The 24,144-nt window shown below is 71.9% G+C and carries 21 protein-coding genes and 1 riboswitch; of the genes, 5 read left to right on the forward strand and 16 right to left on the reverse strand.

Annotated elements, in window-relative coordinates:
• Window positions 1-57 precede the first annotated feature (57 nt).
• The 10 genes from AB3X52_RS01575 to AB3X52_RS01620 form a co-directional block, all read right to left on the reverse strand.
• Window positions 58-1,977 carry an acyl-CoA dehydrogenase family protein gene (locus AB3X52_RS01575; RefSeq protein WP_367990941.1) on the reverse strand — a complete coding sequence of 640 codons (1,920 nt, stop codon included), beginning with the start codon at window positions 1,975-1,977 and terminating at the stop codon, window positions 58-60.
• A gap of 56 nt (window positions 1,978-2,033) precedes the next feature.
• Window positions 2,034-3,416, reverse strand: coding sequence for a C40 family peptidase (locus AB3X52_RS01580; protein WP_367990942.1), 1,383 nt, complete (start codon window positions 3,414-3,416; stop codon window positions 2,034-2,036).
• Between the two features lie 119 nt (window positions 3,417-3,535).
• Window positions 3,536-4,600, reverse strand: coding sequence for a phosphatase PAP2 family protein (locus AB3X52_RS01585; protein ID WP_367990943.1), 1,065 nt, complete (start codon window positions 4,598-4,600; stop codon window positions 3,536-3,538).
• Between the two features lie 22 nt (window positions 4,601-4,622).
• Complete coding sequence (locus tag AB3X52_RS01590; RefSeq protein ID WP_367990944.1) at window positions 4,623-5,828, reverse strand: glycoside hydrolase family 6 protein; 1,206 nt, start codon at window positions 5,826-5,828, stop codon at window positions 4,623-4,625.
• Between the two features lie 60 nt (window positions 5,829-5,888).
• The gene (locus AB3X52_RS01595; protein WP_367990945.1) at window positions 5,889-7,799 is read right to left on the reverse strand and encodes a sulfatase-like hydrolase/transferase; all 1,911 of its coding nucleotides are present in this window, start codon (window positions 7,797-7,799) and stop codon (window positions 5,889-5,891) included.
• Between the two features lie 118 nt (window positions 7,800-7,917).
• A complete protein-coding gene (locus AB3X52_RS01600) occupies window positions 7,918-8,970 on the reverse strand; it encodes an ABC transporter ATP-binding protein (RefSeq protein ID WP_367990946.1) in 1,053 nt (350 codons plus the stop codon).
• Window positions 8,970-10,619: an ABC transporter permease gene (locus AB3X52_RS01605; RefSeq protein ID WP_367990947.1), complete on the reverse strand. Its 1,650-nt coding sequence runs from the start codon at window positions 10,617-10,619 to the stop codon at window positions 8,970-8,972. Before AB3X52_RS01605 ends, AB3X52_RS01600 begins: the two co-directional genes overlap by 1 nt.
• Entirely contained in the window at window positions 10,583-11,641 is a 1,059-nt protein-coding gene (locus tag AB3X52_RS01610; protein WP_367990948.1) for a thiamine ABC transporter substrate-binding protein, read from the reverse strand. The genes AB3X52_RS01605 and AB3X52_RS01610 overlap by 37 nt, the downstream gene beginning before the upstream one ends.
• A riboswitch (TPP riboswitch) is annotated at window positions 11,631-11,742 on the reverse strand. Its footprint overlaps the gene before it by 11 nt.
• 41 nt (window positions 11,743-11,783) lie before the next feature.
• Complete coding sequence (locus tag AB3X52_RS01615; RefSeq protein ID WP_367990949.1) at window positions 11,784-13,073, reverse strand: hypothetical protein; 1,290 nt, start codon at window positions 13,071-13,073, stop codon at window positions 11,784-11,786.
• On the reverse strand, window positions 13,073-13,564 hold the full coding sequence (locus AB3X52_RS01620) for a hypothetical protein (protein ID WP_367990950.1): 492 nt from the start codon (window positions 13,562-13,564) through the stop codon (window positions 13,073-13,075). Before AB3X52_RS01620 ends, AB3X52_RS01615 begins: the two co-directional genes overlap by 1 nt.
• A gap of 199 nt (window positions 13,565-13,763) precedes the next feature.
• Here AB3X52_RS01620 and AB3X52_RS01625 point away from each other — a divergent pair, with 199 nt between their 5' ends.
• Both AB3X52_RS01625 and AB3X52_RS01630 read left to right on the forward strand, forming a co-directional pair.
• Window positions 13,764-14,363, forward strand: a complete 600-nt coding sequence (locus AB3X52_RS01625) for a hypothetical protein (RefSeq protein ID WP_367990951.1) — start codon at window positions 13,764-13,766, stop codon at window positions 14,361-14,363.
• Window positions 14,364-14,455: 92 nt separating this feature from the next.
• Window positions 14,456-15,565, forward strand: coding sequence for an esterase-like activity of phytase family protein (locus AB3X52_RS01630; RefSeq protein ID WP_367990952.1), 1,110 nt, complete (start codon window positions 14,456-14,458; stop codon window positions 15,563-15,565).
• 18 nt (window positions 15,566-15,583) lie between these two features.
• Here the strand turns inward: AB3X52_RS01630 and AB3X52_RS01635 are convergent, their stop codons facing one another.
• From AB3X52_RS01635 to AB3X52_RS01645, 3 genes are all read right to left on the reverse strand, one after another.
• Window positions 15,584-16,639: an MBL fold metallo-hydrolase gene (locus tag AB3X52_RS01635; protein WP_367990953.1), complete on the reverse strand. Its 1,056-nt coding sequence runs from the start codon at window positions 16,637-16,639 to the stop codon at window positions 15,584-15,586.
• Between the two features lie 79 nt (window positions 16,640-16,718).
• A complete protein-coding gene (locus AB3X52_RS01640; RefSeq protein WP_367990954.1) occupies window positions 16,719-17,180 on the reverse strand; it encodes a hypothetical protein in 462 nt (153 codons plus the stop codon).
• Between the two features lie 19 nt (window positions 17,181-17,199).
• A complete protein-coding gene (locus AB3X52_RS01645; RefSeq protein WP_367990955.1) occupies window positions 17,200-17,556 on the reverse strand; it encodes a hypothetical protein in 357 nt (118 codons plus the stop codon).
• Between the two features lie 16 nt (window positions 17,557-17,572).
• Here AB3X52_RS01645 and AB3X52_RS01650 point away from each other — a divergent pair, with 16 nt between their 5' ends.
• Both AB3X52_RS01650 and AB3X52_RS01655 read left to right on the forward strand, forming a co-directional pair.
• Complete coding sequence (locus tag AB3X52_RS01650) at window positions 17,573-18,421, forward strand: putative protein N(5)-glutamine methyltransferase (protein WP_367990956.1); 849 nt, start codon at window positions 17,573-17,575, stop codon at window positions 18,419-18,421.
• Window positions 18,422-18,509: 88 nt separating this feature from the next.
• Window positions 18,510-19,232 (forward strand): YwaF family protein, encoded by a 723-nt coding sequence (locus AB3X52_RS01655; protein ID WP_367990957.1) that lies wholly within the window; start codon window positions 18,510-18,512, stop codon window positions 19,230-19,232.
• On the opposite strand, the gene cds1 is transcribed toward AB3X52_RS01655, so the two are convergent.
• Window positions 19,178-20,287 carry an L-cysteine desulfhydrase Cds1 gene (cds1, locus tag AB3X52_RS01660; RefSeq protein ID WP_367990958.1) on the reverse strand — a complete coding sequence of 370 codons (1,110 nt, stop codon included), beginning with the start codon at window positions 20,285-20,287 and terminating at the stop codon, window positions 19,178-19,180. The two genes, AB3X52_RS01655 and cds1, sit on opposite strands and share 55 nt — an antisense overlap.
• Window positions 20,288-20,423: 136 nt before the next feature.
• Between cds1 and AB3X52_RS01665 the strand changes: the two genes are divergently transcribed.
• Window positions 20,424-21,293, forward strand: coding sequence for a formate/nitrite transporter family protein (locus AB3X52_RS01665; RefSeq protein ID WP_367990959.1), 870 nt, complete (start codon window positions 20,424-20,426; stop codon window positions 21,291-21,293).
• Between the two features lie 90 nt (window positions 21,294-21,383).
• Here AB3X52_RS01665 and AB3X52_RS01670 read toward each other — a convergent pair whose 3' ends face one another.
• Together AB3X52_RS01670 and AB3X52_RS01675 are read right to left on the reverse strand one after the other, a co-directional pair.
• On the reverse strand, window positions 21,384-22,628 hold the full coding sequence (locus AB3X52_RS01670; protein WP_367990960.1) for an MFS transporter: 1,245 nt from the start codon (window positions 22,626-22,628) through the stop codon (window positions 21,384-21,386).
• A 29-nt stretch (window positions 22,629-22,657) separates the two neighbouring features.
• Window positions 22,658-24,112, reverse strand: a complete 1,455-nt coding sequence (locus AB3X52_RS01675) for a benzaldehyde dehydrogenase (RefSeq protein ID WP_367990961.1) — start codon at window positions 24,110-24,112, stop codon at window positions 22,658-22,660.
• Between the last annotated feature and the right edge of the window lie 32 nt (window positions 24,113-24,144).

Here is a 24,144-nt window from a genome sequence, read left to right on the forward strand (position 1 = left end):
CCCCTGGGCCGCCTCGCGGCGCCATGGCGGGAGATTGCCCGCGCCCGGGCGCGGCGGTCAGCCCGCGCCCAGCAGGTCCCGCGCCCGGAGCAGCTCCTCGGGGATGGCGAAGGCGTCGACGAGCGCGCGGGCGTGCGGCCGGACCCGCCGGCAGAGCCGGTTGACCTCCGCGGTGATGGCCTTGGATCGCTGGACCGAGAGCCGGCCGTGCTCGATGAACCACGCCCGGTCCGCCTCGATGGTGGACAGCGCATGCAGGTCACAGAGCAGCTCGAGGACGTCGCGCTCGGCCCCGTCCGGCAGCGACCGGACCTTCTCGACGAACGCTTCGAGGACGAGCCGCTCGACGTGCGCGCGGGCGGTGGCGATGACGTGGTCCTGGACGCGGGAGAAGACACTGCCCGGGTTGAGACCCTTGTCGACGCCTCTCTTGAGCCGGCGGGCGGCGCCGGCGAGCATGTGCTCCTCGCGGAAGCGGAGCATCGCCAGGTGGTAGTCCGCCTCCCGGATGTCCGGCTCGTCCTCGCCGGCGGTCGGGATCGCGTCGCGGACCCGCTCGAGCAGCGTGTGCACGGAGGTCTTCTCGAGGATCGTCTCGACGGCGGTCTCCCCGATGAAACGAATGATGTCGAGCTGGTCCATCTCCTCGAACTCGCCGGCGTAGTCGGTGAGGAGGCCCTTGGCCACCAGCTGGAGGAGCACCGTGTTGTCGCCCTCGAAGGTCGTGAACACGTCGGTGTCCGCCTTGAGCGCGGCGAACCGGTTGGCGGCCATGAACCCGGCGCCACCGCAGGCCTCACGGCACTCCTGGATCGCGCGGGTCGCGTGCCAGGTCCCGAGCGCCTTGGTGCCGGCGGCTCGCGACTCCAGCTGGCGCCGGCTCTTCTCGTCGGTCACCGCACCGCTGAACACCTGGTGCAGGTCATGGCGCACGACCTGTTGCGCGAGATGGAGCGCATAGGTTCGGGCGAGCAGCGGCAGCAGACGACGCTGGTGCTGGCCGTAGTCGAGGAGCAGCTCCTCCTCGGTGTCGCTGGTGGCCTCGAACTGCCGCCGCCGGAGCGCGTAGCGGATCGCGATGGTGAGCGCGACCTCGGATGCGGCGATCGCGGCGCCGCCCACGCTGACCCGGCCCTGCACGAGCGTCCCGAGCATGGTGAAGAAGCGCCGGCTGGGATTCTCGATGTCGCTGACGTACTCGCCCTCGGGCGTCACGTCGGCGAACCGGTTGAGCAACGCGGTCCTCGGCACCCGCACGTCGTCGAACCACAGCCGACCGTTGTCGACGCCGTTGAGGCCCATCTTGGGCCCGTCGTCAGCGATGCGTACGCCGGCGGCCGGCAGCCCCTCGACCCGGATCGGCACGAGGAAGGCGTGCACGCCCCGCTCCTCGCCGCCGACGACCAGCTGGGCGAACACGACCGCGAGCTCCCCGTGGGCGGCGGCGTTCCCGATGTAGTCCTTGAAGGCGTCCGCGGCGCCGGTGCGGATCACGAACTCCTGCGTCGCGGCGTCGTAGGTCGCCACCGTACCGAGCGCGGCGACGTTGGAGCCGTGGCCGTGCTCGGTCATCGCGAAGCAGCCGAGCAGCCGGCCCGCGACCACGTCGGCGAGATAGGTCTCATGGTGGGGCGCCGTGCCGAGCTGCAGGATCGCCCCGCCGAAGAGACCGAACTGCACGCCGCTCTTCACGAGGACCGACAGGTCGCCGTACGCCAGCGCCTCGAAGGCCGCGATCGACGCACCCACGTCGCCGGCGCCGCCGTACTCCGTCGGGAAGCCGAGCCCGGTGAGGCCCGTCCGGGCCATCTCGAGAAGCGTCTCGCGCACGCGCTCGCGGTAGCCCTCCCTGGGCAGCTCCTCGACCTCGTCGAGGAGTGGCGCGTGGTCGGCGACCGCGGCGCGGACCTTGGCCCTCACCTCCGCGTAGTCACCGTCGAGAAGAGCCGTCAGCCGTGCCACGTCGATGTCGGTCACGGCGCCAGCCTAGGGTTTCCCGGCCGTCGAGCGGGTGCCATCAGCGGCCTCGCCGGTCACGGACGGGCGTAGAAGTTCGGCGCCTCCCAGGCGTACATCGAGATCTCCCGCACGGGTACGCCGGTCCGCGGCGCCTCGATCATCTGCCCGTCGCCGACGTAGAGCGCCACGTGGTGGATGGAGCTCGGGCTGTTCGAGGTCCCCCAGAAGAGCAGGTCGCCCGGGCGAAGGTCGGCGGGCGAGATCGGCGTCGACTCCTCGTACTGCGCCACCGAGTAGTGGGGCAGCGCGATGCCGCCGGCCTCCCACGCCCGCATCGTCAGACCGGAGCAGTCCCACGAGTCCGGGCCTGCGGCGCCCCAGACGTAGGGCTCACCGATCTGCTGTCGTGCGAAGGCGATCGCCGCGCCCACGCCGCCCGAGGGGGCCGGGGCCGACGCCGGCGGTGTCGGCGCCGGGGCACCGGCGTCGTCAGCAGGCGGGGCCGCAGGAGCCTGACCCGACGACGATGCGGCGTCGCCGGCGTCGTGGTCCGGCGCGGTCGTGTGATGCTGCTGCCCCGCCTGCTGGCCCGACTGCTGAGCCGACTTCTGGCCCGATTTCTGGCCCGACTTCTGGGCAGCCTCATGGGCCGCCTTCTGCGCGGCGGCCTGCGCCGCCGCGGCCGCCGCTGCCTCGGCCTTCTCCTGGCGCTGCTCCTCGAGCGCGTCCTGGCGCCGGGTGGCGAGCGCGACGCTGATGTGCTGGAGGTGGGCGAGCTGGCGGAGCAACCGGGTCCTCTCGGCCGCCACCGACCGGGCCTGGGCCGCGGCGGCGTTCGCCGCCTGCCGAGCGGCCTCCCGTTTCGACCGCGCGGTCCTCTCCGCGGCGACGGCCTTCTTCTCCGCGGCGCTCGCCTGGTCCTCGGCGACGTCGGCGAGTGTCTTCGAGGCCTGGTAGCGCTGGAACTTCGCGTCGAGGGCGCTCTGCGCCGACGCGACGGTCGAGCTGCGCCGCTGCACCTCGTCGATCCCGCCCGGCTGGACGAGGCCGGCGACCGCCGAGAGCCCCTGCCCGGAGGAGTAGCCCGAGACCAGGCTGCCGGCGTACGCCTGGCGCTGCTTCTCGAGGTCGGCGGTCGCAGAGCGCTGGACGCGTCGAGCGGCGCGGGCCTCGGCCCGGGCGCGCTCGGCCCGCCAGCGCGCCCCGTTGTAGGCCTCGGCCGCCTGCTCCGCGGCGATGCTCGCGGTTTCGAGTCGCGCCTGGGCGGCGGCCATCGCGCGACGTACGCCGGCGACATCGGTGGCCTTGTCGGCCACGGCCCTCCGGGCATTGTCGACGTCCTTCTTCGACGGGACCGTGCCGTGGTCGCCCGGGTCCTCAGCGTGCGCGAGGTCGGTGGCGGTGAGCCCGGAGAGCAGGCTGACGGCGAGCAGGACGGCCGGGACAGAGGAGCGCACGGGACCCGACGCTAGAGCGCATCAGTCACAGAAAGCAACAAAAAGCGCAGATTTCACATCTGTCACCGGCGTGTCGCGTTGACAATCACATCGATGTAATTTTGGTCGGGCACGTCGGTTCAGGCGTGCTCGCGCACGGCCTCCGCCTCGCGTGCCTGGATCTGCTGGGACTCCGCGGTGAGGTCGCGCACGCCCTTGCGTTCGAAGCGCTGCCCCGCCGCGAGCCCGGCGACATAGAAGGAGACCAGCGCGATCATCATGCCGCCGACGTCGTCGGCGATGTTGTGCCAGCCGAAGTAGAGCGTCGCGACCGCCGTGAACCCGCAGTTCACCCAGAAGAAGATCCGGGCGAAGCGACTCTTCACGGTGTACTGCACCATCAGCGCCGTCAGCATCGTGATGCCGACATGCAGGCTGGCGAAGCCGCCCACCGACTGCACCGAGTCGAAGACGTGGCCCCACAGCACCTTCTGCCGACCGTTGACCAGGGCATCCATCAACTGGCGCGCCGGGGTGTCCGGCTGGTCGGCGTAGCGGTAGGAGTAGGCGAGCCCCGGGCCGAGGGTGGGCAGGCAGTAGTAGGAGATCGTGCCGAGCGTCCAGGCGATGCACTGCGCGCCCACGAACCAGTAGCCGTAGGCGAGGTTGCGCGACCAGACGATCCAGATCGTCACCGCGATCGGCACGAGCGGCAGGAACCACATGTAGACGTAGGAGAGGAAGTAGGCCCCGACGCCGGTGCCGAAGATGTGCTCGAGCAGCATCACCGGGTGGTGGCCGAAGAGCACGGCGCTGTCGATGAGGTCGAGCTCGTGGTCGTACTTGGTGTGGATGAGGAACGGCAGGAACGACTTCAGGTTCCGGTAGCCGACGTAGACGATGTAGAAGCAGATCACACCGAGCGCCACGAGCGTCAGCCGCTCCTTGGACCAGTGGCTGCGCACCCGGCCCATGAAGAGCGCCGGCATCAGCCGCGGGTTCCCCTTCGAGAGCCACAGCGTGCGAGGCACGAGATCGACCAGGATCGCCAGGCCGAGGAGCAGGGGAAGGCGCAGCCAGGAGGGGCCGAGGAAGCTGCCGTCGGGATCGATGAGGTGGTGACCGGAGACCAGCGACAGGATGATCGCCATCCCCCCGACCAGCACCGCGGTCCCGATCACGAGGATCTGGGCGCGGCGATACATGGCGGTCATCTTAGGGAGACGTTCACCGGCCGGTCACATTGGTCTGGTCGTACGGCGTCGAGCGCGCCACCTGCAGCGTGCGCTGCAGCGAGAACGGCGCGGCCTGGTCGATGAGCCAGGGTCGGCCGAACCAGAGATAGCCGTCGACGTACGCCGCCGCCTGCCGGCGCTGCTCGTCGCTGAGCCCGAGCCCGTCGACGTCGGTGTCCCAGGTCGGGGCGTGGCCGAGGGTGTCGCACCGCTCCTCGCCGCTGCTCCCACAGGTCTCCGCGTTGTCGAAGTCGCCGCGCGGGTGCTTGGCGTAGTACTCCGGATAGGTGAACGCCCGCCCGTTGTCCGCGGTGTCGATCACGAAGTGCTTGCCGGCGTATCCGGCCCGGTCGAGCGCCGCGACCAGGTCGGCGCCGTACGACACGTTCATCGGGACCGAGGAGTAGTGGGTGGCGCCCAGGGCGAAGCCGCGGGCGTACTCGACCCCACTGGCCTCCAGCACCGCGAGGGCCTTGTCGGGCGAGAGCCAGTCCGCGTCGCCGGCGTCGAGGTAGACCGCCGTCCGGGGCAGCGCCGAGAACCGCTTCGCGGCGTAGGCGACGAGCGCCTGGCGTACGCCGGGATCGGCCGTGGCCATGGCGCCGCGCTGCATCGGCGGGGCGGTGAGGGCCAGGTCGGGCTCGAGGACGATCGCCACCCGCGCATCGCCGATCGCGTCGGCGGCGGCGTCGACGGCGTTCCGGTAGTCCGCCTGCTCCGCACCGGTCAGCGGGCGGTTGCGGCGCCCCTCGCCGCGGGGCCAGAGCCGGAACCAGGCGAACTGGACCAGCGTGTCGGGATCACCGGCCTGCTCCTGCGCGATCTCGCTGCGGATCTTGGCGCCGAGCTCGCCGACACCGATCCCGGAGTGGAGCCAGCGCACCCGCGGCTGCAACGCGACCTTCGCGAGCAGCGCCTTGTCAGCGCCGCGCGCCCGGGCGTACGCCGGCCAGACGCCGTCCGAGCTGCCGGTGTAGACGCCCCACGGGCCGCCCACCAGCGGGTTGCTCGGGTTGGGCAGCGCGGGCGGCCGGTCGACCTTCGGCTTGGGGCGCGGCTTCGGCAGCAGCGTCGGGTCGGGCGCGGCGATCGTGACGCCGCCCGGCCCCGGCGCGACCATCGCCTCGGCGGGGCCCGAGGGAACCATCGGAGCCGCCAGCCCCACGGCACAGATGAGAGCAGGAAGCGCGCGAAGCATCCGCACATGATGCCCGGCGCTGGTCTGGTCCAGCGAAATGGGGTGGTCCGGGGCTTGAGGTCAGTAGCCCTTCTGCCCGCGCCAGTAGGCCTTCTGTACGGCGTTGCCGTAGGTGCGGTAGACCGTGCTCCACCACGTCTTCGAGGCCTTCCGGTTGGCCGCCGGGGAGGCCTGGAGGCTCCGCGGCAGGACGACCTGGCAGCCTCGGCCCCGGCAATGCATCAACTGCTCGGCGACCTCCCGCAGGGTGGCCTTCACCCGAGCGTACGACGCCTTGTCGGCCACGTTGTCCATCTCAAGGGGGTCCCGGGCCTCGTCGTACAGCTCCTCGCTGCCGTCCGCGAAGCGGACGTAGGTGTAGCGCGAGGTCTTGACGCCCTGCCCCATGACGCCCGCGCCGCCCGCATGCCGGTGCTTCATGTAGGAGGCCGGGTGCTTGATGAGCGGGAAGTCGGCATCGTGGTGCGCCGCCGAGCCCGGGCCCGGCATCGACCAGCCCTCCTCGTAGGCGACCCCCTTGCGCCAGCCGCGGTCACCGTGCAGGAGCACGTGGCGGAAGGAGACGCCGTCGGCCTTCCGCGGCGGGGACGCGCCGGCGAAGTCGAGCAACGTGGCGGTGAGGTCGACGACGTTGACCGGGTCGAAGCGGTTCGCCCGCTGGCGCATCCCGGGACCGGTGATGAGGAGCGGAACCCGGATGACGGGGTTGTACTCGAGGATCTTCCCGGCCGGTCGGTGGTGCTCGCCCTGGAAGTAGCCGTTGTCGGACCAGAAGACGATGACGGTGTTGGCATACTCCCCCGTCGCCTTGAGCCGGGCGATCACGCGGCCGATCTGCGCATCGGTGGCGAGGAGCGACTCCGCGCGCTGGCGCGCGGTCGCGCGCACGGCCTTGAGCATCGGCCTGCTGAGCGCCGGGAGCTTGCCCCATCTGCGCGGCTTGTCCCGGACGTCGGCCGCGGTGTCGCGTCCGTCGCCGTTCGCGTCCGCCTCGGTCTTGCCGCCGGGCAGGACGCCGGGCGCTCTCGTGATCACCTTGTCGAAGCGGCCCCAGGTCCATTTCGGCGAGGCGGTCGACACGAGCCCCTGTAGGTGGGCGCGCGCGTCCCGCCGCTTCTCGGCCGCGTTGCCGCTGCCGTGGTGGGGGGCCGGGAAGTTCGCGGAGATGAAGAACGGGTGCGACGACTTGTGGAAGGTGTTGATCATGCGGACCGCGTCGTCGCCCACGACCTTGGAGGAGTAGACGCCCCGGCGGCTGACCGGGTTGCCGTTGTCCGACTCGGCCACGTCGAAGAAGTGGTAGGTGCCGCCGTGGACCGCGGCGCCGGTGCGGAGGTTGCGGGTGCTCTTCGTGGCGTCCAAGAAGCCGTTCCAGATGTCCCAGCCGTCCGGGATCTTGTAGGCCGAGGAGTATTTCGCCCGAGTCGTGACCCAGGTGCGGACGAGCTTGGTGCGACCGTCGACGGTCTTCGCGCGCAGCCGCCAGCCACCGCTGGACTTCATGTCGCCGTAGCCGTTGAGGTACTTCCCGGTGAGGCCGGTCCGGTAGCCGACCTTGCGCAGCGACGTCGCGATGGTCGAGGAGTCGTCGAACGCGCTGTAGGCGTACGGCGCCTTGACGGTCCACACATGGTGGTTGTGCGGGAGCTGGCCGGAGAAGAACGACGCGCGAGCGGGGCAGCAGAGCGGGTAGGACGAGAACATGTTCTGCATCGAGATGCCCTTGTCCCCGATGAGGCGACGGACGTTGGGCATGTAGGCCAGGTCGTCGCTGCGCATGTCGTCGACGAGGAACTCGACGATGTTGGGTCCCGACGAGACGGACGTCGGCACGACGGGGCCCGGCACTGCCGGGCGCGCCGGCCCTCCCGGCTTGGAGACCGGGTCGAGCAGGACGACGAGCACCGCACAGACCACCACCGCGATCACGACCGGCAGGGCGCGCACGACCCACGTCTGGTGCTTCGTCACATCCACGCTCCGAAAACGTCGTTCACCGTCCAAGACGTCGACAAAGGTCGAGACGTTGCCCGGATCCGTTGCCCCCGCGCGGGTGGGCACCCGCGCGCCGAGTGTAGTCCGGCGACCGTCAGTCCCCGCGTTCCGCGCCGCGCGGGCCCGCCGTGGCGTTCGAGGCGGGCTCCGCGGCGCCCGGCACGGCGGCCCGGGCCGGCTCGACCCGCAGCCGGACGCTCTCGCCGGGACCGGGCACGCCGGACGGCGAGACCGCGTCGACCTCACCCACGCCCTCGACCGCGACGACGAGCCGCACCTGGTCGGGCGTCGCCCGGGCGGACACGACGGAGCCGCGCAGCGGCCCGCTCGGGTCCACGACGAGCGCCGAGCGGCGTACGGCGACGACGGGCCGGTCGCTCACACGGAGCCCGGCCGCCTGGAGTACGACGGCGGCCGCCGGTCCCTCGAGGACGCGGGCGTAGCCGAGGAAGAGCGCCGTCCACGGGTCCGCGGGATGCTGCCAGACCTGGGCGAGGTCGCCCTCCTGCACCACCCGGCCCGCTCGCATGACCGCGAGCCGGTCGGCGACGGTGAACGCCTCCTCCTGATCGTGGGTGACCATGAGGGCGGTGGTGCCGGCCTCGGTGAGGATCCGGCGCAGGTCGGCGCCGAGCCGCTCGCGCAGCCCGGCGTCGAGGGCCGAGAGCGGTTCGTCGAGAAGCAGCAGACGGGGATCGACCGCGAGCGCGCGGGCGAGCGCGACCCGTTGCCGTTCGCCGCCCGAGAGGGTGCCGGGCAGGCGCGACCCGTAGCCGCCGAGGCCGACCAGGTCGAGCAGCTCCGCGACCCGGCTCGCCCGGGCGGCGCGGCTGCGCCGTCCCGCCCGGCGCAGCTTCAGCGGGTAGGCGACGTTGGCGGCCACGCTCAGGTGGGCGAAGAGCTGGCCGTCCTGGAACATCAGCGCGAAGCCGCGCTTGTGGGTCGGCACATGGGCGAGCGATCGCCCGTCCCAACTGATCGCGCCCTCCGCCGGCTCCAGCCCCGCGACGGCACGCAGCAGGGTCGACTTCCCCGAGCCCGACGGCCCGAGCAGGGCGAGCACCTGGCCGTCGGCGAGGTCGAGGGTGACGTCGGTGACGGCCGGCACGCCGTCGTACGCGACGCTCACGTCCTTCAAGGAGAGCATCAGAACGCTCCGAGGGAGGGGACGCGGAGCCGCTCGACGAGCAGCATGACCACCGCCGTGGCGAGGGCGAGGACGCAGGACCCGGCGAGGGCCATGCCGTAGTTCATCGCCCCCGGGTGCCCGATCAGGCGGTAGATCACGACCGGGAGCGTCGGGTGGTCGCTGCGGTAGAGGAACGAGGTCGCGCCGAACTCGCCCAGCGATGCCGCGAAGGCGAACCCGGCGGCCGCGAGCAGCGGCTTCCAGACGACGGGCACGTCGACAGTGAGGACCGTGCGCAGCGCCCCGGCGCCGAGCGAGGCGGCCGCCTGACGCTGGCGGTCGTCGATCCCGGCGAGCACGGGGACGAGGGTGCGGACCACCAGCGGCAGGGCCACCAGCGCCTGGGCGACCGGCACCAGCCACGGCGAGTCCCGGAAGTCCAGCGGCGGCCGGTCCAGGGTGATGAAGAGCCCGAAGCCGAGGGTCACCGCGCTCACCCCGAGCGGCAGCATGAAGAGCCCGTCGAGGACCGCACGGGTGCGCCGCTCGGGCCGCGAGCGGGAGCGGCCGGTGACGACGGCCGCGACGAGCAGTCCGAGGACGAGCGCCAGTGCCGTGGCGACGACGGCGATCTCGAGCGAGGTCGCCAGCGCGTCGGTCGCGGGGGCGACCAGGGTCTGCTGGCTGCCCGGCGTCTGCAGCGCACGGTAGTTGCCGAGGCTCCAGCGTCCGTCGACCCGGAGCGACCCCACGAGCAGCGTCGCGATCGGCGCCGCCACGAGGGCGAGCAGGACGAGGGTGGCCACGATCTGCGGCAGGTCGGCGCGGCGCGGCCGCCGGGGGCGTACGACGGCGCGGTGCTGCGTCGGGTCGGGCACCGCCCGCAGCCGGCCGGCGAGCGTGAGCAGCGCGACGACGACGAGCAGCTGCAGGATCGAGAGCGCGGCGGCGCCTGGCAGGTCGAGGAGGACGGTGGTGAGCTTGTAGATCTCGGTCTCGACGCTGTTGTAGCGCAGGCCGCCGAGGGTGAGCACGACCCCGAACGCGGTCGCGCAGAAGAGGAAGACCACGCTGGCCGCGCTGACGATGCTGGGCCGCAGCGCGGGCAGCGTCACCGTCCGGAAGACGGTCCACGGCCGTGCCCCCAGCGCGGCGGCGGCCTCCGCAGGCCGGGCGTCGAGGCCCTCCCAGGCCGCGCCGACGCTGCGGATGACGACCGCGACGTTGAAGAAGACGAGACCGGCCAGGATGGCGACCGGGGTGCCGTCGAGGTGGAGCCCGGCGAGCGGTCCGGCCTCACCGAGCAGCTCGCGGAAGGCCACCCCCACCACGACGGTCGGCAGGACGAACGGCACGAGCAGGGCCGCCCGGACCAGCCGCCGCAGCGGGAAGGCGAGCCGATGCAGGACGTAGGCCGCCGGCAGCCCGAGCAGCACGCTGGCCGCCGTCGCGGTGAGGGAGGTCCAGACGGTGAACCAGATCGCGCGGTGGATCTCGCTGCGGCCGAGCACCCGGACGACCGTCCCGGCGTCCCAACTGCCGTCGACCACGAAACCGCGGCGCACCATACCCGTCACCGGAAGCACGAAGAAGACGCCGAGGACGAGGACGGGCAGCGCCGCGAGGGCGATCAGCCCGAGATGACGTCGCTCCACTGCTGCAGCCACTCTTCCCGGTTCTTCGTGATGTCGTCGGGGGCGACGTCCCAGGTCTTCGTCGGCTGCACGGCGAACGTCGCCCACTGCTTCGGCAGCGCCGTGCCCTTCGCGACCGGGTAGACGTACATGCTCGTCGGCAACGCCTTCTGCACCGCCGGGCTCAGCAGGAAGTCGACCAGCTCCTTCGCCCCGTCGGGGTTGTCCGCGCCCTGGAGCACGCCGGCGTACTCCACCTGGCGGAAGCAGGTGTCGAGCAGCGCCTTCGTGGTGGTCTTGCCGCCGCTCACGGTGTAGGCGGGCGAGGAGTCGTAGGAGAGCACGATCGGACGCTTGCCCTTGCCGCCGCCCTGGGTGAAGTCGACCTCGTAGGCCTGGTCCCAGCCGTCGACGACCTTGGCGCCGTTGGCGACCAGCTTCTTCCAGTAGGTCTGCCAGCCGTCGCCGTACTTGCTGATCGTGGCCAGCAGGAAGGCGAGACCTGGCGAGCTCGTCGTCGCGCCCGGGGTGACGAAGAGGTTCTTGTACGCCGGCTTGGTGAGGTCATCGAGCGAGGCCGGCGGTGTCAGGTGGTGTTCCGCGAACCAGGTGGTGTCGATGTTGACGCAGACGTTGCCCTGGTCGACGGGCGTGAGGTGGCTCCCGTCGTCGCCGGGCAGGTCGTAGGCGGAGACCCCGGCAGGAAGGTCCTGGGGCGTGTAGGAGTCGAAGACACCGGCGTCGAGCGCGCGGCTCGCGAAGGTGTTGTCGACCCCGAACGCGACATCACCGTCGGGGTTGTCGGCGGAGAGGACCAGCTTGTTGGTGAGCAGGCCGGCGTCGCCGTTGGAACGGACCACCAGCTGGTAGCCGCTCTCCTTCTCGAACTGCTGGGTCAACTTCTTGGGCAGGGCGAACGAGTCGTGGGTGAGGAGCACGACCTTCGTCGGCCTCTCGCCGGCTCCCTGGCCGCTGTCGCTCCCGCCGCAGCCGGACAACCCGGTCGTGAGCAGGGCCGCCGCGGCCAGGACGGTGACGGGCGCACGCAGGCGCATGATGACTCCCTTCGCCGGTGCTAACCGGAGCAGGTTCGGAGGGTCTGCGACCGCCGCTCGGTCACACTCTCAGCCCTGACGGGGCTCCCCTGTCTGAGATGGGCAACTCTAGTCGCTCCCCCATGCGTCCCGACTGCTGGGCTCAGCGGAGCACGCCGGGACCGGCGTCCTCGTCCTCCACCCAGTCGCTGCCGTCGTCGTAGGAGTTGAAGGCGCCGTTCCTCTTCTTGTCCTTGCGGCCACGCCCGGTGTGCGTGCCGCCCGCGCCGCGGCCCGCGCCACCGCGACCGGTGACGGCCGAGCCGCCGGTCCGCGACGAGGCCCCGAGCGCGTTGGCGTTGCCGACGCCGCGGGAGACCGCGCTGGTCGAGAGCGACGGCTCGATCCCGCCGAGGCCGCCGGTCCGCAGACCGAGGCCGAGCCCGGCCGCCCCCAGGCCGCCGGCGGCCATCGAGCCGCCGACCTTGCCGAGGCCGCCGCCCGCAACACCGCCGCCGGGCGACATCGAGGCTGTGGACAGGTCCGCGGTCCCCGCCACGCTCGGGGTGTAGCCCGCACCGGTGTCGAGCACTCCGCGCGTGCCGTCGCCGTCGGCATAGCCGCCACCGCCCGCCGGGGCCGTCGCCGTCTGATGGGTCGTCGCCGTCTGATGGGTCGTGTGCGTCGTGGGGTGATGGGTCGTCTGGTCCGTCGTGTGGTGGATCGACGTCGCCGCCGTCGCCGGACCGCTCACCTCGACGAGGTCGGTGTGCGTGGGATCCCGGCGGATCCTCGTCGACGTCGGCGTCGGGCCGCCGGCGTCAGCGCCGGGGCCGCTGCCGGTCGACCCGCCGTCACCGCCGTTGGCGGGCGAGGTCGGCGCCTTCGGCACCGTGACCTGGTCGATCTTGTCGAGCGCCGCCTGGAACTGGGTGTCCATGACGTCGGCCGCGGCGTCGGCCTGCTTGTCGCGGACTTCCGGGTTGTGGTCGTAGGCCGCCTTCTGGCCGGCCCACCGCGCGATCCGCATGTTCAGCGCCTGGTCCCAGCCGTTGGTGTTGACCGGGTTCGGCGGCTTCGGACCGGGGTCGACGGCGACGGGCAGGTTCGTGAGCGACTGGTGGCCGTAGCTGATCCCGCCCGCCGCGATCCCGAGCGCCTCGGCGACCCGGTGAAGGTCACGCTTGCGCTCCCGCAGGCTCTTCAGCGCACGGTCGATGGCGTCGTACGACGCCTCGCCGGTCCCGGACGTGCCGAGCGCCTCTTTCGAGGGCCGCTTCTTGGCGATCTGGGTGATCACGTCGTTCAGGAAGACGATCGCGTTGGCGCAGTCGGCCGCAGCCTGGTCGAGCGCACCTCCGGAGCTGAGGAAGCCCTCGACGCTCGGACCGACCAGGAGTTGACCGGGCTGGGTGCCCTGGAGATAGGTACGGAGACGCTGCTCGCCCTTCATCAGTCCTCGCTCCCCTGGTCGGTCGGCGTGCAGACGGTCGCCGTCGTGTCGTCGAAGCAGTTGTCGCCCGCCGTCAGCACGGGCGTGGCGTTCGCCGTCTTCCGCGCCGTCGCCGCCACACCTGTGTCGTGGTCGGTCATGCCGTCGCGGTAGGCCTTGAAGCCGTCGCGATAGTTGCGCAGCCCGGTGACGGCCTCGTCGAGCGCGAAGTAGAGATCGGCGTACGTGCCATCGACCTTCGCGCTGAGCCGGCGCGCCAGCGGTGCGTTGCCGAAGCGGCCGGGGTCGGGGCGGTGACTGAGCGCGGTCACGACATTGCTGTGCAGGTGGTCGGCCTGGTGGCCGAGCAGTTTCATCAGGTCGTCGAGGAGATCGACGTCGACGACCGTGGTGCCGGACCCGGAGCCGCCGGTGGAGGTGCTCGGGGAGGACGTGCTGCCGGACGTGGTGTTCGTCGTCGACGGAGGTGTCGTCGGGCGCTCAGAAACCATGGGCTCACTCATTGCTCGTCGTACGGAACTGTGACATCGGCGCCATACCCCGGATCGGCGGTGCCAAACATCGGCAGGTTCGCCGCTGACGAGACGGGCTCGCCGGCCCGGCATGACGCCCACTCCCAGCATGATGCATCACCGTGATCGGTTAATCTCGCGACCGATGTGTCCTGTCCGGACCGGAACGGAGTCTCGGGTGTCCGCTTCTCGCGCAGTCCTCATTCCGCTGATGCTCGCCGCGGCGCTGGCCGTCGGGGGCTGCGGCGGCGACACGACAGCGATCTCGGCGGGATCGACAGCCACGACGACGTCCACGAGCCCGACCAGCAGCCCGACGCCGAGCATCAAGCCCGCCACCGGTGTCGTGATGGACAACGGCTATCTCACCGCGCGGGCCCCGAAGGGCTGGGTGATCGGCGAGTCGAGCTTCACCAACGCGGTCAACGCCTTGAACCAAGGAGCCACGCAGCCCGCTGGTGGAATCGTGTCGATGCTCGGCGCCAGCGAGAAGGGCCTCGAGCGCACCTCGATCCAGGCCCAGGCGAAGTGGGCGCTGCAGGTCAACCGCGACTACGTCCGGAAGATCGTCGGCTATCCCCGCTTCAACGGACGCGACTGGTACGAGCTCACCGGCTTCAACGAGTTCCACCAGCGCATCGACCTCTACGGCCGCGACGAGTTCGGCACGATGCCCTACACGGTCTACTTCCGCTTCACCTATCCCGCGACCTTCCCCGCCGCCGAACGGAAGCGCATCGAGGAGTCCGTCCTCGCCACCGCGACGTTCCTCAAGTAGCCCCGACCGCTCACCTCTGCGTCACTGGGGGTGGGGCGCCGAGGGCTAACGTCGGACAGGCCACCACAGGCCAGCACCGGAGAGGACGGATCATGCTCGGAGTTCGTCGGACCAGGTCGTACGCCGGCGCGGCAGCGCTGCTCGCGGCCGCATCCCTCGCGGTGCCGGTCGCCGCTGACGCCCACCCCGGCCATGCCCACGGCCATCCATCGGGCCACGCCTCGGCGGCGCCGGCCACCTGTCCTCCCTCGGCCGCCGCACTCGGCTACAGCGACGCGCTCGACAAGCGCGTCGTGGACGGCGTCGAGATCGGCGGACTCTCCGACATCGCCTACGACGCCCGCACCCATCGCTACGTCTCCTCGGTCGACAACCACGCCGACGACCCCTCCCGGCTCTGGTTCTACCGCGATCTCGCCGACCCGACGCCGGTGGGCGACCCGCTCGTCCTGACGCAGCCGGACGGCACGCCGTACACCGGCCGGACCGCCGACTTCGAGGGGCTGGCCGTGCTGCCGAGCGGCGACTTCGTGGTGAGCGACGAGGTGGAACCGGCGATCCGGATCTTCTCCCGCGACGGTCGCGAGAGGACGACGCTGCCGGTGCCGCCCCGGTTCGCCGTGACGCCGGCGGGCGAGGCGACCGACAATGCCACCCTCGAGGGCCTCACCCTCGCCGACCACGGCCGCGAGATCGTCGCGTCGATGGAGGGCACGCTCTCCGGTGACACCGGCGACGGCACCTTCCGCCGGATCCTGGTCTACACGAAGGCCGGCCACGGCTACCGGCTCAGCAGGCAGATCGGCTACCGCGTCGAGCCGGGCATGCGGATCCCTGAGATCCAGGAGTACGCACCCCACCGGTTCCTGGTCATGGAGGCCTCGTGGAGCGCCGAGGTCGGCAACGAGATCCGGCTCTACGCCATCGACACCCGGCATACCGTCGACGTCAGCCGGATCACCGACCTCGCCGACGCGCCGGAGACGGTCGTGCCGAAGAGGCTGGTCTCCGACGTCACCTCCTGCCCCGACCTCGGCGCGAGCGCCAAGGAGACCCAGCTCAACCCGCTGATGGACAACTACGAGGGCATGATCGCGACGCCGGCACGACGCGGCGCCTTCGACGTGACCCTCGTCAGCGACGACAACTTCGGCGCCACCCAGACCACGCGGTTCCTCCGCCTCGCCGCACGCCTGCCCTGAGGCCGGGCTCGGTCCAGATCAGCGCACGCGGAAGACGACGCCGGCCTCGGTCTCGGTCCGCGCGGCGTCGCCGCGGGCGACGAGCAGCTCGAGGTGGGCCTTCGTCTCCAGGACGGCGAGGCCACCGTTGAAGAGGTCGAGGCTGGCGAAGGTGTGCTCGTGACGGGTCCACGGCAGCCGCTCGGCGACGCCGCGGGAGGTCTTCGGTCCGGACGCGAGCGCGTCGAGACAGAGCCGCAGACGGTCCTCGTGGTGGGCCAGCAGCTCGTCGACGCGGGCGTGGGACGAGGGCGCGACCGGGCCGTGAGCGGGCAGCAACCGGAGGTCGGGCAGGCCACGGACCTTGGTCAGCGAGGCCATGAAGTCGCCGAGCGGCGAGAGCACAGGGACCGGCTCGAACCCGATCGAGGGGGTGATGGTGGGCAGCACGTGGTCGCCGGCGAAGAGCAGCTCGGCGGGCCGGTCGGCGAACACGAAGTGGCCCTGCGTGTGTCCGGGGGTATGCACCGCGTCGAGGGTGCGCCCGGCGACCGAGAGGGTCCGGTCCTCCTCCAGCCACAGGTCGGGATAGCGCCACAGCGCCGGGTCCGGCGGAGGAGGCGTGGTCGCCGCCCACTGCTCCGCGATCTCGTGAGCGCCGGCCTCCCGGAGCATCCGGCCGGTGGCGTACGACGACGGGTCGCCACCGTTGACGAGGTCCAGGGTCGGCTTGTCACCGACCCCGAGGGCGAGCTCGGCGCCGTACTCCGCACCCAGGACGGAGGCGAGCGTGTAGTGGTCGCGGTGGACGTGGGTGACCAGGAAGCGGCGGATGTCGCCGAAGCCGGCGCCGATCCTGCGCAGGCCCGCCTTCAGCGCCGCGCGCCCCTCCGTGATCGCCCAGCCGCCGTCGACGAGCGTGAGGCCGTCCGGTCCTTCCAGGACGTAGACGTTGACCGCCCTGAGGCCGTCCATGGGCAGCGGCAGCGGGATCCGGTGGACGCCCTCGGCGACCCGCCAGGCGCCGGGGGCGCTCCAGTGCTCGCCGGAGTCCGGCGAGACGGCACGGGCGGTCGAGGTTCCGGGGTCGGTCATGCGGCCATCTCCGTCAGGACGGCACGAGCATACGGACGTGGCCGCACGAGAGATTCCACGATCGCTCGCGTGCGCGCACTCATGTGCGGGGCTCCTTGGACGAGCGGTGCAGCCAGAGCAGTCCGAGGATCGGCAGCGCCGCCGGCACCCAGCCGTAGCCCTTGCCGTAGTCGGACCAGACGGAGTCGTGCTCGGCCCCGCCCGGGAACCACGCGTGGACGGTGAGCGAGAGCGTCCCGACGACGATCACGCCGCCGAGCTCGACCCAGAGCATCACCCGCGCCAACCCGGGCCGGCCCGCGGCCGCCCGGCGGATCGCGAACCACCCGGCGATGTAGGTACAGGCCGCGAGCGCCGAGAGCACGTAGGGCACGGGCGCCTCGTCGAACTTCGTCGCGATCTGCACGGCCGCCCGGCTGCCCGACGCGAGGATGAAGAGGGCGTAGAGGGCGAGCAGCACCAAGTGCGGCCCGGAGCGGCCCCGTCCGGGCGGCGCCGGACGCGGTCGGCTGCTGGTCATGGGCTCGGACACCTCGGTCACCTGGTCATCATCCCGGTCATCATCTCGTCATCAGGATCCGGACCGCGATCACGCCCGTCGCCAGCGACGCGACCCCGACGACACCGGACGACCACGAGCCGCGGTCGTCGCGCACCGTCATCAACGCGACCGGCATGATCACCACCGCGGCGGCGAGGTAGCCGAGGTGGGTCGAGAGCGACTCCGGGCGGTGTCCCTGGGCGAGCGAGCCGAGGGAGCCGACGACCAGCACCGCCGCGAGCAGCTCCAGCATCCACGCGAGCTGGTCGAGCCAGCCCGGCCGGGGCGCCTTGAACGCGACACCGACGCCCGCGGCCAGCGCCACCAGCACGGCGTACCCCGCCACGATCCAGGCGATCGGGGTGAGGGCGGACATGGCAGCATCTAAGCCGATGACCAGCAGGGAGCCCGCACCGGGCCGACCCCTCGTGGCCGGTGGGACGCTCGTCGCGCGGCTGCGGGCCGCCGGCTGCGTGTTCGCCGAGGAGGAGGCCGCGCTGCTCGAGGCCGAGGCCGGTGGCGACGCCGGCGCGCTCGAGGCGATGGTCCGGCGCCGCACCGCCGGCGAGCCACTGGAGCTGGTCCTCGGCTGGGCCGAGCTGTGCGGGGTCCGGGTCCGGGTCACCCCCGGAGTGTTCGTGCCGCGTCGGCGCTCCGCGCTGCTGGCCCGGCTGGCCGTGGCGGAGACACCCCGGCTCGTCGTCGACCTGGGCTGCGGCACCGGTGCGCTCGGGGCGGTCGTCGCGGCGCACGCACCTGGGGCGCAGGTGTGGGCGGTCGACGTCGACCCCGCCGCCGTCGCGTGCGCCCGGCGGAACCTCGCGCCCGAGCGCGTGCTGCTCGGCGACCTCTACACGCCCCTGCCGACCCACCTGCGTGGACAGGTCGACGTGCTCCTCGTCAACGCCCCCTACGTGCCGAGCGACGCGGTCGCCCTCATGCCGCCCGAGGCGCGCGACCATGAGCACCTCGTCGCGCTCGACGGCGGGCCGGACGGCCTCGACGTGCAGCGCCGGGTGGTCGCCGACGCCTCGTCGTGGCTCCGGCCCGGCGGCGTACTTCTGCTGGAGACCTCACGTGCGCAGGCCTCGGGTACGGCGGCGCTGATGCGCGCGGCCGGGCTCGTGCCGACGGTCCACGAGGACGACGACATCGACGGTACGGCGGTGGCCGGATGCCTCCGAGCCGACAAGGACGAAGGTCGTCCACCCCCCACCGGTGGACGACCTTCGCACGGGTGAAACGAGGTACCCCGAGATCCATGACGCGGATCGCCGAGATTTTTTGCGCGCCTCGTCACGAGCGGCCGGGAGCCCTCATGCTGGTCGGATGAGGCCCTACAGCACGGCCCATCTCGTCCCTCTCGCGATCTTCGTGGTCGGCCTCGGCGTCGCGATCTGGCTCGGCCGACGCCACCGCGCGGCCCCGGGACCGACCCGGTTCAGCCGCGGGTTCGCCGTGCTGCTCACGGCGGTGGTCGTGCCGTTCCAGATCGTCGACTTCGTGACCCGCTTCGACATCGACACGACACTGCCGTTCCACCTCTGCGACCTCGCCTGGGTGGCGACGGCGGTCGCGCTGTGGTCGCAGCGGCCGTACTGGGTCGGCCTCACCTGCTACTGGGGCATCGTGCTCAACACGCAGGCGATCGTCACGCCCTCGGTCGAGGACTTCCCGCAGGTGCGCTACTTCGCCTACTGGGCCCACCACATCCTGACGGTGTGGGGCGCGTTCTATCTCGCGGTCGGGCTGGGGCGGGTGCCGCGGTGGCGCGACTACCGGACGACGATCGTGACGACCGTGGGCTGGGCGGTGTTCGCGGTCTGCTTCAACGTCGCCGCCGGGACCAACTACGGCTATCTCATGCGCAAGCCGGACACCGGCTCGATCCTCAGGGTCCTCGGCCCGTGGCCGTGGTACGTCGCCGTCGAGATCGTCCTCGTGGTGGTGGTGTGGGCGCTGCTGACCGTCGTCCTGCGCCGGCTGGCGTGGCTCGGTCAGGCCTCCCCGCGGCCCGCGTCCGGGTCGACCAGCACGCCGGTCCGCTCGTAGTCGGCCAGGGCGGCGGCGTACGGCGTCAGGTCGATGCCGAGCGAGGCGACCCAGTCGTCGTCGTAGTAGGTGGAGCCGTAGCGGTCGCCCGAGTCGCACAGCAGCGTCACGACGCTGCCGCGCTCGCCGGCGTCGACCATCCGGCCGATGATGCCGAGCGCCGCCCAGACGTTGGTCCCCGTCGACGGCCCGACCGAGCGTCCCATCCGGGCGGACAGCCAGCGCATCGTCGCGATCGACGCGGCGTCGGGGACGCGGACCATGTCGTCGATGACCCCGCCGACGAAGGACGGCTCCACCCGCGGACGGCCGATCCCCTCGATCCGCGACCCCGGCCCCGTGGCGGTGGAGACGTCCTTCTCCCAGCCCTCGAGGAACGCCGACCCCTCGGGGTCGGCGACCAGGAGCCGAGTGGCGTGACGCTTGTAGTGGAGGAAGCGGCCGATCGTCGCAGAGGTGCCGCCCGTGCCGGCCGAGACGACGACCCACGACGGCACCGGGTGCCGCTCCTTCGCCATCTGCTCGAAGATCGACTCGGCGATGTTGTTGTTGCCACGCCAGTCCGTGGCGCGCTCGGCGTAGGTGAACTGGTCCATGTAGTGGCCGCCGCACGCCTCGGCGAGGCGCCGGGCCTCGTCGTACACCTCACCGGGGGTGTCGACGAAGTGGCACTGGCCGCCGTACCACTCGATGAGCTCGACCTTCTCGCGACTGGTCGACCTCGTCATGACCGCCACGAACGGGAGTCCGACCAGGCGGGCGAAGTAGGCCTCGGAGACCGCCGTCGACCCCGACGAGGCTTCGACGACCGTCGACCCGGCGTGGAGCCAGCCGTTGCAGAGCGCGTAGAGGAACAGCGAGCGGGCGAGGCGGTGCTTGAGCGAGCCGGTCGGGTGGACGGACTCGTCCTTGAGATAGAGGTCCACGCTCCGGCCGGCGACGCCCGGCAGCGGGACGACATGCAGGTGGGTGTCGGCCGAGCGCTGCGCGTCGGCCTCGACACGGCGTACGGCCTCGTCGATCCAGGCCCGGTGATCAGCGGTGAGCGTCGGCACGGCAGCAGGGTAACGGCCGGTCCGGGCCGGGACACGCGCCGGATGAGAGTCGCAACGCCGCCCGGCGGGTTGAGAATGCAGAGGAAACCCAACGGAAACCTGGTCGCGTCATCCTCGGGTCAGCGGAGGTCCTCCCATGGCATTCAACACTCCCCAGCAAGTCACCGCCCTGGCGATCGCCGCCGGGGAGACCAAGGCGACGACGAGCCCGCCGAAGGCGCTCGTCGCGGGATTCCTCGCCGGCGCCTACATCGCCTTCGGCGCGCTGATCGCCACCGTCACGTCCGCCGGGCTCGACCCGAAGACCTGGGGCGGCATCATCACCCTCGTCACGGGACTGACCTTCAGCCTCGGCCTCATCCTCGTGGTCGTCGCCGGCGCCGACCTGCTGACCGGCAACATGATGCTGGTCCCGCTCGCCGCCTTCGCCCGCCGCGTCACCCCCGTCCAGCTCCTGCTCAACTGGCTCTGGGTGACGATCGGCAACCTCGCGGGCTCCCTCTTCGTGGCGTGGCTGCTCGCTGACCAGACGGGTCTCTTCGCCAAGGGCACGATCAACCACGACCGCTTGGGCGCCATCGCCGCGGGGAAGGGCATCACCGAGACCCACTGGGAGCAGTTCGTCCGTGCGATCGGTTGCAACTGGCTGGTCTGCCTGGCGGTCTTCATCGCACTCGCCGCCACCACGGTCGACGGCAAGATCCTCGCGATCATCTTCCCGATCACCGCGTTCGTCGCCCTGGGCTTCGACCACGTCGTGGCCAACATGTTCTTCCTGCCGGCCGCGATGATGGTCGGCACGGGAGGGCTCTCGATGGGCGACACGGTGCTCAACCTGGTGTTCGCCTATCTCGGCAACATCGTCGGCGCCGGCGTCTTCGTCGCGTGCGCCTACTACTACCTCTACGGCCGCGGCCCTGCTCCGGTCGCCGCGCCGCCGCAGCCGGGCGCCGGGGCCGTGTCGTCGGCGGGCGTCACGGCCGCCGTGGACGGCGCCGAGCGCTGACCACCGCTGCGGCACGAACCACCGGCGTACGACGGCCGGGTACCCGCCCCGGAGCGGATACCCGGCCGTCGTACGTCCGGCGGGGGCGAGTCAGACGTGCGCGCCCGAGACCGCCGCCCGCCGGGGCAGCGTGGCGACAGCCACGACGCCCAGCACGGCGACCACCGCGAAGAAGTAGAACCCCCACGGGTGTCCCCACCCGGCCGAGACCAGCGCACCGGTGATCGTCGGGCCGACGATCGAGCCGATCCGGCCGATGCCGGAGGCGGAGCCGAGCGCTGTCCCGCGGACCGCGGCCGGGTAGAAGTGGGTGACGTAGGCGTAGACCAGGACCTGGGCGGAGAAGACGAAGACGCCGGTGAGGAAGACGACCACGTCGAGCAGCAGGTCGCTCTGCATCCGGATCGACAGCAGCGCGAGCATGACGGCCGAGACGACGAACCACAGCAGGGCCGTGCGGTTGATGCCGCGGTGGTCCGCCACGAACCCGCCGACCACCAGGCCGACGACGCCCCCGACGTTGAGGATCAGCAGCTGGGTGACGGCGGCGGGCACGGCGTATCCCGCCGAGTGCATCAGCTGGGGAAGCCACGTGTTGAGGCCGTAGACCAGGAGCAGCCCCATGAAGGAGGCGACCCAGACGCCGATGCCGGCCCGCAGCAGTGTCGGCTGGAGCAGGTCCTTGAACGGCGCGCGCTGGCGGTCACCGCTGCGCTGGCCCTGCAGGTAGGCCTCCGACTCGGGCAGCTTGAACCACTGGATCGCGGCGACCACGAGCCCGGCCACACCGAGGACGTAGAAGAGGACCTTCCAGTTGTGGGTCACCTCGAGCGCGAGGAGTGAGGTGATGACCGCACCGGTGTGGTAGCCGGTCATCGTCAGGGTGCTGGCGCGCGCCCGCTGACGCTCGGGCAGCTGCTCCGACATCATCGTGAGCGAGACGGGCATGCAGGCACCCAGCCCGAGGCCTGCGACGAGCCGCAGCGTCGCGAACATCGCGACCGAGCCGGCCAGCGGCACGAGCAGCGTGAACACCGAGAAGAGCAGCACCGAGCCGATCAGCAGCCGGCGGCGTCCGAAGAGGTCGCTGAGCGGACCGACGCAGACGGCGCCGATCGCGACGCCGACGAGCGAGAGGGTCGCGACCGTGGTCGCCGCCCCCGGCGTGAAGCCGAGGTGGTGGGTGTCGATCAGCGTGGGGATGATCGCGCCGAGGACGACGAGGTCGTAGCCCTCGAGCAGGACGGTGATCCAGCACAGGATCACGGTCCAGGCGCCGCGGTGGCCGGTGTGGGCGGCCACCTCGTCAGGCGCGTGGGAGACGGCGGAAGCCATGGTGGGTCCTTCCAGGGTGGTGCTGAGGATCAGAACGGGTAGTCGGCGATGTCCGGGCGCACGGTGACCCACTGGGTCTCGGTGAACGCCTCGACGTTGGCGGCGGGGCCGCCGAAGCGGGAGCCGGTGCCGGAGGCCTTGACGCCGCCGAACGGTGCGTTCGGCTCGTCGCTCACGGTCTGCTCGTTGATGTGCACCTTGCCGGACTCGATCCGGTCGGCGAGCCTCATCGCGGTGCCGACGTCGCCGAGGATCCCGACCGAGAGACCGTACTCGCAGTCGTCGACGATCGCCGCGGCCTCCTCGAGGGTGGAGAAGGAGAGGATGGGCGCGACCGGACCGAAGACCTCCTCGCGCCACGCCGGCATGTCGGTCGTGACACCGGTCAGCACGGTGGGACGGTACGCCGGCCCGACCGCCTCGCCGCCGGCCGCCACGGTGGCGCCGGCCGCGACGGTGTCGGTGACGATCCGGTGCACCCGGGCGAGCTGCCGGCCGTCGATGATCGGGCCGAGGGCGACGTCCTCGCGCGCCGGGTCGCCGACGGGCAGGGCGTCGGCCTTCGCGGCCAGCGCGGCGGCGTACTCCTCGACGAGGGACTCGTGCACGATGTGGCGGCCGGTCGTCATGCAGATCTGGCCCTGGTGGAGGTAGGAGCCGAACGCGCCGGCCGAGGCGGCCTTCGGCACGTCGGCACCGGGCAGGACGACGAGCGCGTTGTTGCCGCCCAGCTCGAGGTGGGCGCGCTTGAGCAGGCGGCCGGCCTGCTCCCCGATCGCCCGGCCGACCGGCGTGGAGCCGGTGAACGAGACGACCCGCACCTCGGGGGCCTCGACGACGGCCTGGCCGACGGCACCGTCGCCCGGCAGCAGGTGGAGCACGCCCGCGGGCAGCCCGGCCTCCTCGAAGATCCGGGCGATGACCACGCCGCCGCTCACCGCGGTCCGCGGGTCCGGCTTGAGGAGCACCGCGTTGCCGAGGGCGAGGGCCGGCGCGACCGAGCGGAGACCGAGGATGAGCGGGAAGTTGAACGGCGCGATGACGCTGACGACGCCCGCCGGCCGGCGCCGGGCGAGCGACCAGCGCGCCTCCTCCGAGGTGAGGACCTCACCCTGCGGGTGGCTCGGCAGCCCGGCGCACTCATAGCACTCCCCCACCGCGAGCCCGGCCTCGAACGCCGCCTTCGCCCGCACCGAGCCGGCCTCGCGGACCAGCCACTCCTCGATCTCGGCGGCGTGCCGCTCGAAGAGCTCGCCGGCGCGGCGCAGCACCGCCGCGCGCTGCTGCGGCGACGTCGCCGCCCACGCGCGCTGGGCCTCCTGGGCGCGGGTGGCGGCCCGCGCCACGTCGTCGGGGGTCGCCAGGCCGACGAGGCCCAGCTGCTCGCCGGTGGCGGGCTCGGTGACGGCGTACTCGGTGGCGGATTCCTGCCACCCGTCGCTGAGGAAGCGCTTGCTCCAGACGGTGCTGTCCAGGAGGGTCATGGGTCGTGCCTTTCGTGCTGGGTGGGACGTGG

It is taken from the genome of Nocardioides eburneus (assembly GCF_040838215.1).
In the GTDB taxonomy this organism is placed as follows: domain Bacteria; phylum Actinomycetota; class Actinomycetes; order Propionibacteriales; family Nocardioidaceae; genus Nocardioides; species Nocardioides eburneus.

Excerpts from the sequence above, each read along its gene's own strand:
- AB3X52_RS01635 (WP_367990953.1), bottom strand. The coding sequence starts at position 16,639 with ATGACCGACCCCGGAACCTCGACCGCCCGTGCCGTCTCGCCGGACTCC.
- AB3X52_RS01645 (WP_367990955.1), bottom strand. The coding sequence starts at position 17,556 with ATGTCCGCCCTCACCCCGATCGCCTGGATCGTGGCGGGGTACGCCGTG.
- AB3X52_RS01675 (WP_367990961.1), bottom strand. The coding sequence starts at position 24,112 with ATGACCCTCCTGGACAGCACCGTCTGGAGCAAGCGCTTCCTCAGCGAC.
- AB3X52_RS01600 (WP_367990946.1), bottom strand. The coding sequence starts at position 8,970 with ATGCTCTCCTTGAAGGACGTGAGCGTCGCGTACGACGGCGTGCCGGCC.
- AB3X52_RS01665 (WP_367990959.1), top strand. The coding sequence starts at position 20,424 with ATGGCATTCAACACTCCCCAGCAAGTCACCGCCCTGGCGATCGCCGCC.
- AB3X52_RS01585 (WP_367990943.1), bottom strand. The coding sequence starts at position 4,600 with ATGTATCGCCGCGCCCAGATCCTCGTGATCGGGACCGCGGTGCTGGTC.
- AB3X52_RS01655 (WP_367990957.1), top strand. The coding sequence starts at position 18,510 with ATGAGGCCCTACAGCACGGCCCATCTCGTCCCTCTCGCGATCTTCGTG.
- AB3X52_RS01610 (WP_367990948.1), bottom strand. The coding sequence starts at position 11,641 with ATGCGCCTGCGTGCGCCCGTCACCGTCCTGGCCGCGGCGGCCCTGCTC.
- AB3X52_RS01590 (WP_367990944.1), bottom strand. The coding sequence starts at position 5,828 with ATGCTTCGCGCGCTTCCTGCTCTCATCTGTGCCGTGGGGCTGGCGGCT.
- AB3X52_RS01620 (WP_367990950.1), bottom strand. The coding sequence starts at position 13,564 with ATGGTTTCTGAGCGCCCGACGACACCTCCGTCGACGACGAACACCACG.
- AB3X52_RS01615 (WP_367990949.1), bottom strand. The coding sequence starts at position 13,073 with ATGAAGGGCGAGCAGCGTCTCCGTACCTATCTCCAGGGCACCCAGCCC.
- AB3X52_RS01630 (WP_367990952.1), top strand. The coding sequence starts at position 14,456 with ATGCTCGGAGTTCGTCGGACCAGGTCGTACGCCGGCGCGGCAGCGCTG.
- AB3X52_RS01650 (WP_367990956.1), top strand. The coding sequence starts at position 17,573 with ATGACCAGCAGGGAGCCCGCACCGGGCCGACCCCTCGTGGCCGGTGGG.
- AB3X52_RS01670 (WP_367990960.1), bottom strand. The coding sequence starts at position 22,628 with ATGGCTTCCGCCGTCTCCCACGCGCCTGACGAGGTGGCCGCCCACACC.